The organism is Patulibacter medicamentivorans (genome assembly GCF_000240225.1).
Classification (GTDB): domain Bacteria; phylum Actinomycetota; class Thermoleophilia; order Solirubrobacterales; family Solirubrobacteraceae; genus Patulibacter; species Patulibacter medicamentivorans.
On the sequence record NZ_AGUD01000011.1, the window covers coordinates 52500 to 67867 of the forward strand.

At 74.5% G+C, this 15368-nt stretch carries 14 protein-coding genes; 10 read left to right on the top strand and 4 right to left on the bottom strand.

Annotated features, from left to right (window positions below):
- Window positions 1-89: 89 nt before the first annotated feature.
- Window positions 90-1130: a sugar ABC transporter substrate-binding protein gene (locus tag PAI11_RS01785; RefSeq protein WP_244406494.1), complete on the top strand. Its 1041-nt coding sequence runs from the start codon at window positions 90-92 to the stop codon at window positions 1128-1130.
- Window positions 1131-1210: 80 nt separating this feature from the next.
- A complete protein-coding gene (locus tag PAI11_RS01790; RefSeq protein ID WP_050897063.1) occupies window positions 1211-2833 on the top strand; it encodes an ATP-dependent acyl-CoA ligase in 1623 nt (540 codons plus the stop codon).
- Here the strand turns inward: PAI11_RS01790 and PAI11_RS01795 are convergent.
- A complete protein-coding gene (locus tag PAI11_RS01795; protein WP_007570223.1) occupies window positions 2830-3438 on the bottom strand; it encodes a TetR/AcrR family transcriptional regulator in 609 nt (202 codons plus the stop codon). The genes PAI11_RS01790 and PAI11_RS01795 overlap by 4 nt on opposite strands.
- Window positions 3439-3475: 37 nt before the next feature.
- Window positions 3476-4672 (bottom strand): amidohydrolase, encoded by a 1197-nt coding sequence (locus tag PAI11_RS01800; protein ID WP_007570225.1) that lies wholly within the window; start codon window positions 4670-4672, stop codon window positions 3476-3478.
- Between the two features lie 87 nt (window positions 4673-4759).
- On the opposite strand from PAI11_RS01800, the gene PAI11_RS01805 reads away from it, so the two are divergent.
- The 6 genes from PAI11_RS01805 (at window position 4760) to PAI11_RS01830 (ending at window position 10050) form a co-directional block, all read left to right on the top strand.
- The gene (locus tag PAI11_RS01805; protein ID WP_007570227.1) at window positions 4760-5794 is read left to right on the top strand and encodes a phenylacetaldoxime dehydratase family protein; all 1035 of its coding nucleotides are present in this window, start codon (window positions 4760-4762) and stop codon (window positions 5792-5794) included.
- Between the two features lie 172 nt (window positions 5795-5966).
- Window positions 5967-7133: a thiolase family protein gene (locus PAI11_RS01810; protein WP_040597667.1), complete on the top strand. Its 1167-nt coding sequence runs from the start codon at window positions 5967-5969 to the stop codon at window positions 7131-7133.
- Entirely contained in the window at window positions 7130-7435 is a 306-nt protein-coding gene (locus PAI11_RS01815) for a zinc ribbon domain-containing protein (RefSeq protein ID WP_007570232.1), read from the top strand. The genes PAI11_RS01810 and PAI11_RS01815 overlap by 4 nt, the downstream gene beginning before the upstream one ends.
- Window positions 7432-8247 (top strand): alpha/beta fold hydrolase, encoded by an 816-nt coding sequence (locus PAI11_RS01820; protein WP_007570235.1) that lies wholly within the window; start codon window positions 7432-7434, stop codon window positions 8245-8247. Before PAI11_RS01815 ends, PAI11_RS01820 begins: the two co-directional genes overlap by 4 nt.
- A 15-nt stretch (window positions 8248-8262) precedes the next feature.
- Window positions 8263-9042, top strand: coding sequence for a cyclase family protein (locus PAI11_RS01825; RefSeq protein ID WP_007570237.1), 780 nt, complete (start codon window positions 8263-8265; stop codon window positions 9040-9042).
- A 45-nt stretch (window positions 9043-9087) separates the two neighbouring features.
- Window positions 9088-10050, top strand: a complete 963-nt coding sequence (locus PAI11_RS01830; protein ID WP_280109755.1) for an NAD(P)-dependent oxidoreductase — start codon at window positions 9088-9090, stop codon at window positions 10048-10050.
- Here PAI11_RS01830 and PAI11_RS01835 read toward each other — a convergent pair.
- Entirely contained in the window at window positions 10032-10745 is a 714-nt protein-coding gene (locus PAI11_RS01835) for a FadR/GntR family transcriptional regulator (protein ID WP_007570241.1), read from the bottom strand. The two genes, PAI11_RS01830 and PAI11_RS01835, sit on opposite strands and share 19 nt — an antisense overlap.
- Before the next feature lie 62 nt (window positions 10746-10807).
- Between PAI11_RS01835 and PAI11_RS01840 the strand changes: the two genes are divergently transcribed.
- Together PAI11_RS01840 and PAI11_RS01845 are read left to right on the top strand one after the other, a co-directional pair.
- Window positions 10808-12886 carry a hydantoinase/oxoprolinase family protein gene (locus PAI11_RS01840; RefSeq protein WP_007570244.1) on the top strand — a complete coding sequence of 693 codons (2079 nt, stop codon included), beginning with the start codon at window positions 10808-10810 and terminating at the stop codon, window positions 12884-12886.
- Window positions 12886-14565 carry a hydantoinase B/oxoprolinase family protein gene (locus tag PAI11_RS01845; RefSeq protein ID WP_007570247.1) on the top strand — a complete coding sequence of 560 codons (1680 nt, stop codon included), beginning with the start codon at window positions 12886-12888 and terminating at the stop codon, window positions 14563-14565. The genes PAI11_RS01840 and PAI11_RS01845 overlap by 1 nt, the downstream gene beginning before the upstream one ends.
- 130 nt (window positions 14566-14695) lie before the next feature.
- On the opposite strand, the gene PAI11_RS01850 is transcribed toward PAI11_RS01845, so the two are convergent.
- Window positions 14696-15368, bottom strand: a 673-nt coding sequence (locus PAI11_RS01850) for an NAD(P)-dependent oxidoreductase (RefSeq protein WP_050897062.1), incomplete at its 5' end; no start/stop codon positions are given.

Genomic DNA, 15368 nt, shown 5'->3' on the forward strand with positions numbered 1-15368 from the left:
AGGGACTGGGGCTCGATCCGGCGACGGATCGGGCGAAGGAGGCGGCGGACCCGGACGTCCGCCGCCCAATCACGAACAGGAGCGAGCAGATGATGCGGTCATTCACAGGTGCGGCGGCGATCCTCGCCGCACTGACCCTCGCCGCGTGCGGGGGCAGCGACGGAAAGAGCGGCGACGGCGGCGGCTCCTCGGGTGGCGGGGAGAAGAAGGTCGCCTACTCGAACCCGGTGGCGGGTCAGCCGGGGCAGGAGGAGCTGGTGCTCGGCTTCGAGGGCGGGGCCAAGGAGCTCGGCTGGAAGGCGTCCCAGATCAACGCCAACCTGTCGCCCGACAAGCAGGTGGCGGACATCGCGACGATGATCGCCCAGAAGCAGGACGGCATCGCCAGCTGGACGCTCGACCCGGGGGCCGCCGCCGGCGCCTACGGGCAGGCGCGCAGCGCGGGCATCCCGGTGATCGGGGTCAACTCCGAGGGCGAGGGCATCAGCACCAGCGTCTGGTGGGAGCTGAACACCTGCAAGAGCGATCCGCCGATCGGCAGGACTGCTCAGATGATCGCCGACGCCCGTCCCAAGGCGAAGGTGATCATGATCGGCGGGCCGCCCGTGCCGTCGATCAAGGCCTACGAGGACTGCTTCGCCAGCCAGGCGAAGGCCAAGGGCCTGCAGGTCGTGGCGAAGGTGCAGAACACCAAGGACACGGCGGCGGCCGCGCAGCCGCTGGCGGCCGACGTGCTGACGAAGCACGGCGACGCCGACGCGATCTGGGCCTACAACGACCAGTCGGCGCTGGGGGCGTCGGCCGCGGTCACGGCGGCCAACAAGAAGGTCTCCGACGGCAAGTCCGCCGGGGTCATGATCTTCGGCCAGAACGGCGATCAGGACGCGATCACCGCGATCAAGGACGGCCGGTTGACCGCGACCTGGGACACCGACGCGATCGGCACCGGCTGGGCCGTGATCAAGGCGCTCGACTACTACATCGGTGACGCCAAGACCGACAACCCGCCGAAGGAGCTGGTGGTCAAGTCGACGATGTGGACGAAGGCGAACGTCGCCGACTACGTGCCCCCGCGCGAGCGCAAGTACACGGTCGAGACGGCGCCGCTGCTCGACCAGGCGGCCAAGTGAGCGGGACCTCGCCGTCGTCGCAGGGCGGCGCGGACCGGGCCTCGGCCCGGTCCGCCGCGGCGGGGGCGGCGGAGGCCGGCATGGTCCCGTCGCCCCTCCGGGGGCTCCCGGTCGTCGAGCAGACGCTGCCCGCGCTGCTCGAGCGCCAGGCCGCGAGCTACGGCGACAAGCCGCTGCTGCGCTTCGGCGACCTGACCCGCAGCTACGCCGAGGTCCGCGACGCGGCCGCGGCGACCGCCGGCGCCCTGCGCGAGGCCGGCCTGCGGCGCGGTGACCGGCTGGCGCTGATGTGCGAGAACCGGGTCGAGCTGCTCGACCAGATCCTCGCCTGCGCCTGGCTGGGTGCCGTCGCGGTCCCGCTGAACACGGCCCTGCGCGGCGAGCAGCTGGCCCACCAGCTGGAGAACTCCGGCGCGCGGATCCTGTCGATCGACACCGCGCTGGTCGACGTGCTCGGCTACCTGGATCCGCCCTCCGCGCTCGAGGTCGTGTGGGCGCTGGACGGCGTTCCCGAGCGGCCGCCGGCCGGCTACCGCGTGACCGCTCCGCCGCCGCCGGCCGCGCCGGTCGACGCCGAGCCGGTCCGCCCCGGCGAGACCGCCGCGATCCTCTACACCTCGGGCACGACCGGCGTCTCGAAGGGCGTCTGCTGCCCCCAGACCCAGTTCTACTGGTGGGGGGTGCTGGTCGGCGAGATGCTGGAGCTGGAGGAGGACGACGTCCTCTACACCTGCCTGCCGCTCTTCCACACCAACGCCCTGAACGCCTTCGTCCAGGCGCTGGTGGCGGGGGCGACCTACCACCTGGGACCGCGCTTCTCGGCCTCCCGCTTCTGGTCGCGCGCGGCCGAGGCGGGAGCGACCGTCACCTACCTGCTGGGCGCGATGGTGAGCATCCTGCTGACTCGCCCGGAGGAGGCGGCCGACGCCGCCCACGGCGTGCGGCGCGCGCTGGCGCCCGGCTCGGCGCCGGACGACTTCGCCCGCTTCCGCGAGCGATTCGGCGTCCAGCTGGTCGAGGGCTACGGCTCGACGGAGACGAACTGCGCGATCGGCGCCTCGTGGCGCCATCAGCGGCCCGGTCTGATGGGGCCGGCGCGGGCGGGCTTCCACGCCCGGGTGGTCGACGCCGACGGCGTGCCGGTGCCGGACGGGACCGGCGGCGAGCTGGTGCTGCGCCACGACCCGTCGTTCGCCTTCGCGACCGGCTACTTCGCGATGCCGGAGAAGACGGTCGAGGCGTGGTCGGACCTGTGGTTCCACACCGGCGACCGGGTCGTGCGCGACGCGGACGGCTGGTACCGCTTCACCGACCGGATCAAGGACGCGATCCGCCGTCGCGGCGAGAACATCTCGTCGTTCGAGGTCGAGCAGGCGCTGCGCGGCCACGCGGCCGTCGAGGCGGTCGCGGCGTTCCCCGTCGCCTCCGAGGTCGGGGAGGACGAGGTCGCGGTGGCGGTCGTCCCGCGCGCGGACGCGGCGGTCGACCCGGTCGACCTGATCCGCTGGTGCGAGCCGCGGCTGGCCTACTTCGCGATCCCGCGCTTCGTCCGGATCGTCGACGCCCTGCCCCTGACGCCGAACGGCAAGGTCCGCAAGGCCGAGCTGCGCGATCAGGGCGTGGTGCCCGGGACCTGGGACCGCGAGGCGGAGGGCGTGACGCTGAACCGCGGCGTCGTCGCGCGGGCCGACGCCGCCGGCTAGCTGCGACCGGGGCCGTCGCCGTGCTCGTTCGACGGGCCCGGCGACGCGCCCTGCAGCAGCCGGCGCAGCGCGCCGAGGGCGGCCTGGGTCTCCTCCTCGTCCTCGAACACCAGCTGCTGCAGCATCAGGCCGTCGAGGGCGGCGAAGACCAGCCGGGCCAGCGCCGGGTCGGCCGGCACGTCGGCCGTGGCGAGCGCCTGCGCGATCGCGTCGACGTAGCCGTCGTAGAGCGCTCGGACCTCGGGGCGCAGCGCCGGGCGGCGGCGGGCCTCGAGCGTCAGCTCGAACTGCGCGGCCTGGGCGTCCGGCGCCTCGCGGGCGACGGTCACCAGGTCGCGGGCGAGGTCCTCCAGCCGGCCGCTGTCGGGGACCAGCGAGGCGCCGTCGATCGAGGCCCGTGCGAGGGCGGCGAGCGTCTCGTGGACGAGCGCGTCGCGGGAGCCGAAGTGGTACGAGACGAGCCCGTGGGTGACGCCCGCCTCCTGGGCGACGGCGCGGTAGGTCAGCCCGCGGAACCCGTCGCGGGCGATCACCCGGGTCGCGGCCTCGAGCAGGGCGTCGCGCCCCTCGCTGTAGGCCGGGCGGTCGCGGGGGCGCGGCGGCATCGCCCGAGGGTACGCGACGGGCGGTCGGGTCGGCCGCTCAGGCAGCGAGCGCCACCGCGTCGCGCTCCAGCAGCGTCAGGACCGAGCGGACGAACAGCCGGACGCCCATCGGCAGCGCGTCCTCGTCGATGTCGAAGCGCGAGTCGTGGTGGTCGGCGGTGATCCCCTTGGCGACGTTGCCGGCGCCCAGCAGGACGAAGCAGGCGGGCGCCTCGCGCGCGAACGCGGAGAAGTCCTCGCCCGGCATCACCGGCGGCCGCTCGACGACCGCGTCGGGGCCGAACAGCGCGCCGGCGGCCTCGGCGACGACGCCGGCGGTCGCCGGGTCGTTGACGACCGCGTCGTACCCCCGCACGTACTCGTAGTCGCAGGTGGCGCCGTGGGCGGCGCAGAGACCGGCGGCGACCTCGCCGATCCGCCGCTCCAGCAGGTCGCGGACCGCGGGGTCGAACATGTTCGTGCCGCCGCCGATCGTCGCCGTCGCCGGAATCACCCCGACCGAGCGGCCGGCGTGCAGCTCGGTGACGCCGACCACGGCCGGCTCCAGCGGATCGACCTCGCGCGCGACCAGGTGCTGCAGGTTGGTCACGATCTGGGCGGCGATCGCGATCGGGTCGATCGCGGCGTGGGGGGCGCCGATGTGGCCGGGGCGGCCGCGGACCTCGATCGTGAAGACGTCGCAGGCCGCCATCACGCGGCCGGGGTTGACCATCACGGTGCCGATCGGCAGCGGCGCCCACAGGTGCAGGCCGAGGACCCGGTCGACGCCGCGCATCACGCCGGCGGCGACCATCTGCGAGGCCCCGCCGGGCAGCGCCTCCTCGCCGGGCTCGAAGAGGAAGCGGACCTCGCCGGCCAGCTGCTCGCGGAGCCCGGAGAGGACGGTCGCGGCAGCGAGCAGGATCGCGGTGTGGCCGTCGTGGCCGCACGCGTGCATCACGCCGGGGGTCCGCGAGGCGAACGGCAGGCCGGTCTGCTCCTCGATCGGCAGCGCGTCGATGTCGGCGCGGACGGCGATCGTCGGACCGGGGCGGGCGCCGGCCAGGCGGCCGACCACCGCGGTCCCGACGGGACGCTCGACGGTGACGCCGGGCAGCGCCTCCAGCCGCTCCTGGATCCAGGCGGCGGTCCGCTGCTCCTCGAACGACAGCTCGGGGTGCTGGTGCAGGTGACGGCGCCAAAGGACCGCGGAGGGCGCGACCTGATCCACCAGCCGCTCGGTCTCGGTGAGCATCAGGCGCCAGGCTGCCAGTGATCTATCCATCTGTCAAGCTGATGATCTGCTTGTGACAACGCTGCTATGACGAGTTATGGTGCGACGATGTCCGAGCGATCAGCCGCGCCGGCCGTCGACCCGCTGGAGCCCCGCCCCCGGCGGGCGCCTCCGGGCCACTGGCCTGACTTCACGACCTACTTCCTGCGCTACCCGCCGGGTCTCCAGGAGGTCGTCCGGGTGACCTTCGCCGCCTCGGGTCCCGGCGCCTGCGCCTTCGTCGACCGGGCGATCGAGCTGCTGCACGGTCCCGACGGGGCGCGGACGGTCGAGCGGGGGCGGGTGCTGGTACCGGCGGATCCCGAGACCCAGCTCGTCATCGCCTACTGGGACGATCCGGTCGCCCACCGTCGCTGGGCGGGGAGCGCGGCGGTCGAGGGGCTGCTCGACGGGCCGGCGCCGCCGGCCCACTGGTGCGAGACGGCGGTCCTGCCGCTGACCCACAGCGAGGCCCACTTCGGCCAGCGGACCCGCCAGACCGGCCTCGGCCGGCTGGAGGGCACTCGCCACGAGTTCTGCCCGATGGTCGGCTACTGGGGCGCGGCCCGCGACCGGATCCCCGCGTCCGCAGACGACGAGCTGGAGCCGGGCGCGATGGTGCCCGGCCCGATCGCCGGCGGGTCGGGCGACCAGTGGATCGTCGCCCCGGCGAACCTCTGCACCATCCGCACCTCGCAGGACTGGCACGGCGCGCCCGCCGACCACCTGGCCTGGTACCGCGAGCAGGTCGAGCCGGTCCTGCGGGCGGGCGTCGAGCACCTGCACGGCGCGCCCCACGAGTCCGGCTGCGTGGCGGTCCGCTACGTCCAGGAGACCGATCTGGAGGGTGCCGACGTCGACCGCACCTGCGTCCTGGCCCACTTCCGCTCGCTCGGCCACCTGGAGGCGTGGGCCCGCGACCACCCGACCCACCACGCGATCTTCGCCTCGGCGATGGAGATGGTCCGCCGCTTCGGCGACGACCTGGGGATCCGGCTCTTCCACGAGGTCAGCGTGCTGCCCCTCGGCCGCTGCCACGGGCGCTACGTCGGCTGCGCCGACGACGCCGGCCTGCTGCGGCGGGTCGACGACGAGGCGGCGTGATCCCACGGGCCCGGCCGACGGGCATTACGATCGTCATATCTGCGGAGTCCTATGCAGATAGTTGGCGATCCCTGTCGGCGGCCGACCTTCGGGGCCCGCGGCGAAGGCGGCTTCGTGGCTATTGATCTGCATGGAACGACGCTGGTATGGTGACTTTCGTGGGAGACGCCTGATGAGGACCACGGCGGGAGGCGCTGACGGCGAGGCCGTGATCGCGGCCGCGTACGAGGCGCGCTACGAGCGCCATCCGGCCGCCGGGCGCGACACCACGGCGCTGCTCGCCGAGGCGTTCGCGGGCGCGCTGGAGGAGGCCGGCCTGACCGCCGCCGACGTCGACGGCCTGGGCGTCGCCTCGTTCTCGCTCCAGCCCGACCACGCGATCGACCTCTGCTGGCGGCTCGGGATCACCGTTCGCTGGCTGATGGAGGACCCGCACGGCGGCGCCAGCGCGGTCAACCTGCTGCAGCACGCGGTGCGGGCGGTCGAGGCCGGCGACGCCGAGACGATCGTGCTGCTGGCCGGCGACCACCTCGACCGGGCGGCGTTCGCGCGGCTGGTCCGCCAGTACAACCGGGCGACCGCCGAGCAGCTGGTGCCGCTCGGCTACCCGGGGCCGAACGCGCTCTTCGCGATGCTGACGACCCGCTACGGCGAGGCCCACGGGCTCGACCGCGAGGACCTCGGCTGCGTGCCGGTCGCCCAGCGGGCCTGGGCCGGGCGCAACCCCGGCGCCGTCTACCGCGCGCCGCTGAGCTTCGAGGAGTACCTGGCCGCGCCACCGGTGGCGACGCCGCTGACCCGCTACGACTGCGTGCCGGTCGTCGCCGGGGCCGACGCGATCGTCGTCACCCGCCGCGAGCGGGCCGCCGGCCCGACGGTGCGGGTGCGGGCGATCGCCCAGCTCCACAACGACGACCAGCAGCAGGACGACCGGCTGCGGTCCGGCTTCGCGACGCTCGCGCCCGACCTCTGGCGGACGGCCGGCGTGGGGCCGGAGGACGTCGACGCGGCCTACGTCTACGACGACTACCCGGTGATGGCGGTCGTCCAGGCGGCCGACCTGGGCCTGGTCCCCGGCGGCGACCTGCGCCGCTGGCTGCGCCGGACCCTGGTCGAGGAGGCGTGGCCGCTGAACACCTCCGGCGGGCAGCTCTCGGCCGGGCAGGCAGGCGCGGCTGCCGGGTTGCACGGGGTCGTCGAGGCGGTCCAGCAGCTGCGCGGCCGCGCTGGCGAGCGCCAGGTCCCGGCCTGCGAGCTGGCCGTCGTGACCGGCTACGGCATGGTCCTCTACCGCCACGGCGCCTGCCACGGCGCCGCCGTCCTGGAGCGGCTGTCGTGAGCACCCCGCTGCGGATCCCGATCTGCGATCGCTGCGCGCTGGCGCTCTGGCCGCCGCGCACGCTCTGCCCCCGCTGCGGCGGCGGGGCGTGGCGCGAGGGCGACGGCTCCCGGGGGCGCGCCGAGCAGACGACCGACCTGACCGGCGACGGCGCGCCGCGGCTGGCGACCGTCCGGCTCGACGCCGGGCCGGTGGTGATCGCCCGCGCGCCGGGCGTCGCCGCGGGCGACCGCGTGACGCTCTCGCTCGACGCCGGCGCCCTCCAGGCCGACCCCGACCCCGGGAGCCACGATCGCGGATGAGCTTCCTGACCACCCCCGACGGCACTCGGCTGCGGATCAGCGACCGCGGCGACGGGCCCCCGATCCTGCTCGTCCACGGCTGGAAGGGCTCGCATCGGCTGTGGGACCGGACCGCCGAGCGGCTGCTGGGCCGCCACCGCGTGGTCCGCTTCGATCTACGGGGGATGGGGGAGTCCGACAAGCCGCGCGGGCCCTACGACTTCGACCGGATGGCCGACGACGTCGGTGCGGTGATCCGCCAGCTGGAGCTGGAGGACGTGACGCTGGTCGGCTGGTCGATGGGCTGCACCGTCTCGCTCAGCTACCTGGAGCGGGACGGCCACGGCGTCGGCCGGGTGGTGTTGACCAACGGGCCGCTGCGGCTGACCCGGGCCGACGACTTCCCCCACGCGATGCCGGCCGAGCAGTTCGACGGCTACCTGGCCGAGCTGGCCGGCGGCTGGCCGGCCAGCGAGCGCGAGTTCCAGCGCGAGTCGCTGCTGCCCGACGCCGACCCGGCGATCCTCGACTGGCTCTACGCGGTGGCGCTGCAGACGCCGCTCGACGTCGCGCTGGAGATCGTCCGCGCCCAGGCCCGGCTCGACATGCGGGCCGCGGTCGCGCGGCTGCGGGTGCCGGTGCTGGCCGCCTACGCCGACGGCGACCCGTACTACCCGACCAGCCTGGCCGACCACATCGCGGCCTGCGCGCCCGACGGCCGGGCCGTCATCTTCCGGGCGAGCGCCCACTGCACGCCGATCGAGGAGGCGCCCGCCTACGCGGACGTCCTCTCGCGCTTCGCCACCGACCCCGACTCGCTTCCGACCTCGTAGACCCGAAGGAGCACCATGTCCGATCCCCGCCTGAAGAACCTGCTCGACGGCCTGGCCGACGGATCGGTCCAGGTCGTCGACCTGACCCAGCCGCTGAGCGAGACGACGCCGGTGCTGGTCCTGCCCGACCCGTTCGCCAACACGCCGCACCTCTCGCGCAAGCGGCTCTCGCGCTACGACGCCGACGGCCCGGCGTGGGCCTGGGACGTGCTCGAGCTGGGCGAGCACACCGGCACCCACCTGGACGCGCCGATCCACTGGATCACCGGCAAGGAGGGCGAGGACGTCGCCTCGATCCCGCCGGCGCGCCTGGTCGGGCCCGCCGTGGTGATCGACCGCACGGCGGCGGTCGCGGAGGACCCCGGCTACCTGCTGACGGTCGCCGACCTGGAGGCGCACGAGGTCGAGCACGGGCCGATCCAGCCCGGCTCGTGGGTGCTCTTCCGGACCGGCTGGTCGGCCCGCGCCAACGACGAGGCGGCGTTCCTCAACGCCGGCGCCGAGGGTCCCGTGACCCCGGGCCCGGACGTCGAGGCGTCGCGGTGGCTGGCCGAGCACCCGAACGTCGTCGGCTTCGGGGTCGAGACGGTCGGGATCGACGCCGGCGCGGCCGGCGGCTTCGACCCGGGCTTCCCCGTCCACAACTTCCTGCTCGGCGCCGGCCGCTACGGCCTCACGCAGCTGGCCAACCTCGATGCGCTGCCGGCCTCCGGCGCGCTGATCGTGGTCGCCCCGCTGAAGCTGGTCGACGGCACCGGCAGCCCGTCGCGGGTGCTCGCCTTCGTCGAGCGCTGAGCCGCCGCGTGGCCCATTAATACGTCAACTATTTTACGGGTTGACATCACTGGTCGAGCGTCCGAGCATGGCGTCCATGACGCTGCTCTCGCCCGACCGCGCTCCGCGCCCGACCCGAGTCCGACCCACGAGCGGGGGTCGGGCGTGAGCGCCCCGGTCGTCGGCTGGATCGGGGTCGGCGAGATGGGCCGCCCGATGGCGGCCAACCTCGTTCGGGCCGGCTGGCGGGTCGTCGCCTTCGACCGCGACGACGAGCGCCTGGCCGCGGCCGCGGAGGCTGGGATCGAGGCCGCCGCCGACGCCGCGGCGGTGGTCGCGCAGGCCGACCGGGTCGTGACGATGCTGCGGACCGGCGCCCAGACCGAGCAGCTGCTGCTGGGCCCGGACGGGCTGGTGGCGGCCGCTGGCCGGCCGCTCGACGTGGTCGTGATGAGCACGATGGATCCGGAGTCGATGCAGCGGCTGGCGGTGGCGGCGGCCGCCGGCGGGGCGACGGTGCTCGACGTGCCGGTCAGCGGCGGCGTCCGCGGCGCCGAGGACGCGAGCCTCTCGGTGATGGCCTCGGGCCCCGCCGACGCGCTCGAGCGAGCGGCGCCGATGCTCGACCTGCTGGGGTCGCGGACCTACCGGCTCGGCGATCGCGCGGGGGCCAGCCAGGCGGCGAAGCTGGCCAACCAGGTGATGATGGCGGTGTCGATCGCCGGCACCTACGAGGGGCTGGCGCTGGCCCGCGACTACGGGCTGCGGGACGGGCCGGTGATCGACGCGGTCTGCGCCGGCACCGGCGCCAGCTGGCCGCTCGCGCACTGGGACTGGATGCGCAGCCTGTGGGAGCAGTACGTGCCCGACAACGCGCTCGACATCCTCGACAAGGACCTGAAGGCGGTGGTCGCCGCGATCGCCGAGCGCGGGGTCGAGATGCCGGTCACCGACGCGACCTTCCGGCGGCTCTCGACGCTCTGGTCGGCGGCCCGCGAGCAGGCCGCCGGTCAAGCCAGCTCGAAGTAGCGGGCGAAGTACTCCAGATGTCGCCGCATCGCCGCCTCGGCCGCGGGCCCGTCCTGGGCCTCGACCGCCTCGACGACCGCTTCGAGGTGGCCGAAGAGCAGCTGCGGGTCGATCCCGCGGGCCTCGTCGCTGAAGCGGCGGAAGGCGGTCGACGTCGCGTCGACGAATCCGATGATCAGCGGGTTGTGGGTGCAGTCGGCGAGCGCGGCGTGGAAGGCCAGGTCGGCGGCCAGCGCCGCGTCCGGGTCGAGCGGGGCGCCGGCGGGCCGTGGCAGCGCCGCCTCCAGCCGCAGCAGGTCCTCGGCGGTCCGGTGCTCGGCGGCCGAGGCGGCGCTCAGCAGCTCCAGCGCGTGGCGGACCTCGAACAGCTGGGCGTAGGTCAGCGTCCGCATGCTGAGCGAGAGCGAGATCACCTCGGCGACGCTGCTGCCGAGCGCGCGCAGCGACATCTCCGCCACCCGATAGCCGCCGGTGCGCCCGCGCGAGGAGACGAGCACGTGGTCGGCGCGCAGCGTCCGCAGCGCCTCGCGGGCGGTCGGCCGGCTGACGCCGAACATCGCGGCCAGCCGCTCCTCGCTCGGCAGCCGGTCGCCCGGCTTCAGCTGCCCGTCGAGGATCGACTGCTTGATGCTCGACGCGATCTGCTGGGGCGCGGACTGGACGGGCTGCGGGGCGCTGAACGGCGTGTCGGCCATGGTCAAAATTGTAAACAATTTTACAGGTTGACAGGCAAATTCCTCCTGCCGATGATGGCCCGATGAGCTACGCGATCGGGATCGACGTCGGCGGGACCTTCACCGACTTCGTGGTCGTCGACGAGCGCGACCGCTCCTACTGGGCGCACAAGTCGCCGAGCACGCCGGCCGACCCCTCCGAGGGCCTGCTGCGGGGCCTCGGCGAGATCGCCGCGGGGCTCGGGCTGGCGCCGCGGGAGTTCCTGGCCCGGATCTCGCTGATCGTCCACGGCACGACGGTCACCACCAACGCCGTCCTGACCGGCCGCGGCGCCCGCACCGGGCTGCTGACCACCGAGGGCTTCCGCGACGTGCTGCAGATGCGGCGCGGCGTCCGCAGCCGCGAGCACCTCTACGACAACACCTACGTCGCCCCGCCGCCGCTGGTCCCGCGCGAGCGGCGGCTGCCGGTGCCGGAGCGGATCGACGCCGCCGGCGCGGTCCGCGTCCCGCTCGACCGCGAGGCGCTGGCCGCCGCCGTCCGCCAGCTGGTCGCCGACGACGTCGAGGCGCTGGCCGTCTGCTTCATGCACGCCTACGCCGACGATCGCCACGAGCGCGAGGCGCGGGCGGTGGTCGAGGAGCTGGCGCCGGACCTGTTCCTGTCGGTGTCCTCCGAGGTGCTGCCCCAGATCCGGCTCAACGACCGGGTCAGCACGACGGTGATGAACGCCTACGTCGGACCGGTCCTGCGCCGCTACGTCGAGCGGCTTGTCGCGCGCCTGGCGCAGGACGGCTTCCCCGGCGTGCTGCTGGTGATGCAGTCCAACGGCGGGGTGGCGACGCCGTCCGTCGTCTCGCGGCTGCCGGCCACGACGGTCCTCTCCGGGCCCGCGGGCGGCCCGGTGGCGGCGCTCGCCCACGCCCGCGAGCGGGGCGACGCCGACTGCGTCCTCGTCGACATGGGCGGGACAAGCTACGACGCCTCGATCGTCAAGGACGGCGCTGTCCAGACCACCCGCGAGGGGCTGATCGACCGCCACCCGATCGCGCTGCCGATGACCGACGTCCACACGATCGGGGCAGGCGGCGGCTCGATCGGCTGGCTCGACGAGGGCGGGCTGCTGCACATGGGCCCGCAGAGCGCGGGCGCGCACCCCGGGCCGGCCGCCTACGATCGCGGCGGCACGCTGCCGACCTGCGCCGACGCCGACCTGGTGCTCGGCTACCTCGACCCGGCGTACTTCTTGGGCGGGCGGATGCCGTTGCGCGAGGACCTGGCGCGGGCGGCGATCGAGCGGCACGTCGCCGGGCCGCTGGGCCTCGACGCGGTCGCCGCCGCCGGGGCGATGATCGAGGTGATCACGCTGGTGATGGCGGCCGGCACCAAGGACGTGGCGCTGGCCCGCGGCTTCGACCCGCGCGAGCTGCTGCTGGTGGCGGCCGGCGGCGCCGGCCCGCTGCACGCCGGCATGATCGCCGAGGAGCTGGAGATGGACCGCGTCGTCGTCCCGCGGATGTCGGCGGTGATGTGCGCGTTCGGGATGTTGCTGGCCGACCTCCGCCACGACTACGTCCGCAGCCACAGCCGGCCGTGGGAGCGGCTCGACGCCGCCGAGGCGCGCGGGATCGTCGACGAGATGGTCGCCGCCGGCGTCGCGGCGCTCGAGGAGGAGGGGATCGCCCCGCCCGCGCGCTCGTGGACGGCCAGCGCCGACCTTCGCTACCGCGGCCAGCACCACGAGGTGACCGTGACCTTCCCGCCCGAGGACCTGACGCCGGAGCGGCTGGAGCGGATCGAGGAGGCGTTCCACCGCCGCCACGAGCAGCTGTACGGGTTCTCATCGCGCGGGCGGCCGATGGAGGTCGTCACGCTGCGGGCGACCGTCCGCGGGCGACGACCGCCGCTCGACCTGACCGTCGCGGACGCCGGCGAGGAGAAGCCGCGGCGGCGCGGGCGGCGGCGGGCCTACCTGCCGTCGACCCGCAGCATGGAGGAGCTGGAGGTCTTCGACGGCGACGGGCTGCGGCCCGGCCACCGGCTGACCGGCCCGGCGATCGTCGAGGGCGCGACGACCTCGATCTTCGTCCCCGAGCCGTTCGACGTGCTGGTCGACGCGACCGGCAGCATCGTGATGCACCGCAAGGGCGTGGAGGCCTGATGTCCGGCGATCCGATCCTGACCTCGATCATCGCCAGCCGGCTGAAGACGATCGGCCAGCGGATGGGCGTCGTGGTGGAGCGCAGCGCGCGCTCGCCGCTGCTCGTCGAGGGCCGTGACTTCTCGGTCGGGATCTACGACCGCGACGGCACCCTGATCGAGCAGACCGAGTACATCCCGGTGCTCGGCTACGCGACGACGCCCGGCATGCGCCACATCGCGCGGCGGTTCGCCGGCGACGTCGCGTCCGGCGACGTGATCCTGCACAACGACCCCTACACCGGCGGCAACCAGCTGTCGGACTGGAAGGTGACCAAGCCGGTCTTCCATGGCGACGAGCACGTGGCGTGGGTGGTGATCGTCGCCCACCAGGCCGACATCGGCGGCAACGTCCCCGGGTCGTACAACCCGCAGGCGACCGACATGTGGCAGGAGGGCCTGCGGATCACGCCGGTCAAGATCCATGCCGCCGGCGAGCGCCGCGAGGACGTCTGGGACCTGATCTTCGGCAACGTCCGGCTGGACGTGGTGGCCGACGACGTGACCGCGATGATCGGCGCCTGCACCGTCGGCGAGCGCGAGCTGGTGGCGCTGCTGGACCGCTACGGCGTCGCGCGGTTCCGCACCGCGGTGGCCGGCATGCTCGACGCGGCCGAGCAGAGCGCGGGGCGGGCGATCGCGGCGATCGACGACGGGGTCTACCGGGCCGAGTGGGTGGTCCACGACGACGGCATCGACCACGACGGCTCGTGGACGATCCGGCTGGCGGTGACCGTCGAGGACGACCGGATGAGCTTCGACTTCGCCGGCACCGACGACCAGGCCGCGGGCTACATCAACACCCCGCGGGCGGTGACGATGTCGGCCGTGATGATCGCGTTCTTCATGATCGTCGAGGAGGAGATCCCGCACAACGACGGGGTCCTGCGGCGGATCGAGGTCCTGACCCCCGAGGGCAGCCTGGTCGATCCGGTCTTCCCGGCGCCGACCTGCTTCGGCAACCACGTCGCCGACCAGCTGGCGGCGGTGATCATGCTGGCGCTGGCCGAGGCGGTGCCGGAGCGCGTGACCGCCTGCTGGAACCACCTGCTGGCCTCGATCGTCAACGGCTGGGACGACCGCCACGCGCGGCCCTACGTCGACATCCTGCTGAACGCCTGCAAGGGCGGGGGCGGGGCGACCTTCGGCGCCGACGGCTTCGACCACATCGGCCTGATCGGCTCGGGCGGGGCGATCGCCGCCCAGGACCCGGAGATGTTCGAGGTCGTCAACCCCCACCTGCTGCACCGCTTCGAGTACCTGCCGGACTCCGCCGGGGCGGGCCGCTGGCGTGGCGGTCTGGGCGTGGTCACCGAGCTGGAGTTCCTCGACGACGGCGCCCAGGCCAGCGTCTTCGGCGACGGCGACACGCCGGACACGACCGCCTTCGGGATCCGCGGCGGCGGCCCCGGGTCGGTCAACGCGATCGAGTTCCGCTACCCCGACGGCCGGGTTCACCGGCCACGGCTGAAGGACCTGGTGACGGCGATCCCGCGCGGCACCGTCTACCGCCAGCTGGCCGGCGGCGGGGGCGGCTACGGCGACCCGCGCGAGCGCGACCGCGAGGCGCTGGCGGCCGACGTCCGCGCCGGGGTCGTCTCGCCGGCCGCCGCCCGCGAGCTGTACGGCTGGGAGGGCTGAGGGCCGCGGAGGCGCGGGCGTCCTCGCCGAGCTGGACCGGGTCGACGTGCCCGGCCGTGTCGCCGGACGCGCGGTACCAGGGGTGGGGCGGGGTCAGCGCGACGACCGCAGGCCTCGACGCGGGCGCCGGTCACGCGCCGTCGGGCGGCAGGTCGGTGGGGATCGGCGCACCGACCTCGGCGGCCCGCAGCGCCACCAGGACCGAGAAGTCCCGGTCGCCGTGGCCGCGGTCGCGGGCCTCCTCGTAGCTCTCGCGGGCGAGCGCGGCGGCCCGCAGCGGCACGCCCAGCTCGTCGGCGTACTCGGCGATCACCCGCAGGTCCTTGCACATCAGCCGGACCGCGAAGTCGGCCTCGGTGCGGCCGGCCAGGACCGTCCGCGGCATCCACTGCTCGAGGATCCAGCTCGACCCGCTGCCGCCGGCGATCGCTGCGCGGATCCGGTCGAGGTCGCCGCCGGCGCGGGCGGCCAGGGCCAGCCCCTCGGCGATCGCGACGGAGATCACCGAGCCCATCAGGTTGTTGACGAGCTTGGTCAGCTCGCCGTGGCCGAGCGGCCCGACGTGGATCGGGCGCCCGATCGCCTCCAGCGCCGGCAGGCAGGCGGCGACGTCGCGCTCCTCGCCGCCGACCATGATCGCCAGCGTGCCCGCGCGGGCCGCGACCGGGCCGCCGCTGACCGGGGCGTCGACGACGGCCGCGCCGGCCGGGCGCAGACGCTCGGCCACCAGCTCCGGGGTCGCGACCGCGACGGTGCTGCACAGCACCACCACGTCGCCCGGCCCGGCGCCGGCGGCCAGGCCG

Coding starts and splice junctions, on each gene's coding strand:
- PAI11_RS01790 (WP_050897063.1), top strand. CDS start 1,211: ATGGTCCCGTCGCCCCTCCGGGGGCTCCCGGTCGTCGAGCAGACGCTG.
- PAI11_RS01825 (WP_007570237.1), top strand. CDS start 8,263: ATGTCCGATCCCCGCCTGAAGAACCTGCTCGACGGCCTGGCCGACGGA.
- PAI11_RS01840 (WP_007570244.1), top strand. CDS start 10,808: ATGAGCTACGCGATCGGGATCGACGTCGGCGGGACCTTCACCGACTTC.
- PAI11_RS01845 (WP_007570247.1), top strand. CDS start 12,886: ATGTCCGGCGATCCGATCCTGACCTCGATCATCGCCAGCCGGCTGAAG.
- PAI11_RS01795 (WP_007570223.1), bottom strand. CDS start 3,438: ATGCCGCCGCGCCCCCGCGACCGCCCGGCCTACAGCGAGGGGCGCGAC.
- PAI11_RS01800 (WP_007570225.1), bottom strand. CDS start 4,672: ATGCTCACCGAGACCGAGCGGCTGGTGGATCAGGTCGCGCCCTCCGCG.
- PAI11_RS01810 (WP_040597667.1), top strand. CDS start 5,967: ATGAGGACCACGGCGGGAGGCGCTGACGGCGAGGCCGTGATCGCGGCC.
- PAI11_RS01835 (WP_007570241.1), bottom strand. CDS start 10,745: ATGGCCGACACGCCGTTCAGCGCCCCGCAGCCCGTCCAGTCCGCGCCC.
- PAI11_RS01805 (WP_007570227.1), top strand. CDS start 4,760: ATGTCCGAGCGATCAGCCGCGCCGGCCGTCGACCCGCTGGAGCCCCGC.
- PAI11_RS01820 (WP_007570235.1), top strand. CDS start 7,432: ATGAGCTTCCTGACCACCCCCGACGGCACTCGGCTGCGGATCAGCGAC.
- PAI11_RS01785 (WP_244406494.1), top strand. CDS start 90: ATGATGCGGTCATTCACAGGTGCGGCGGCGATCCTCGCCGCACTGACC.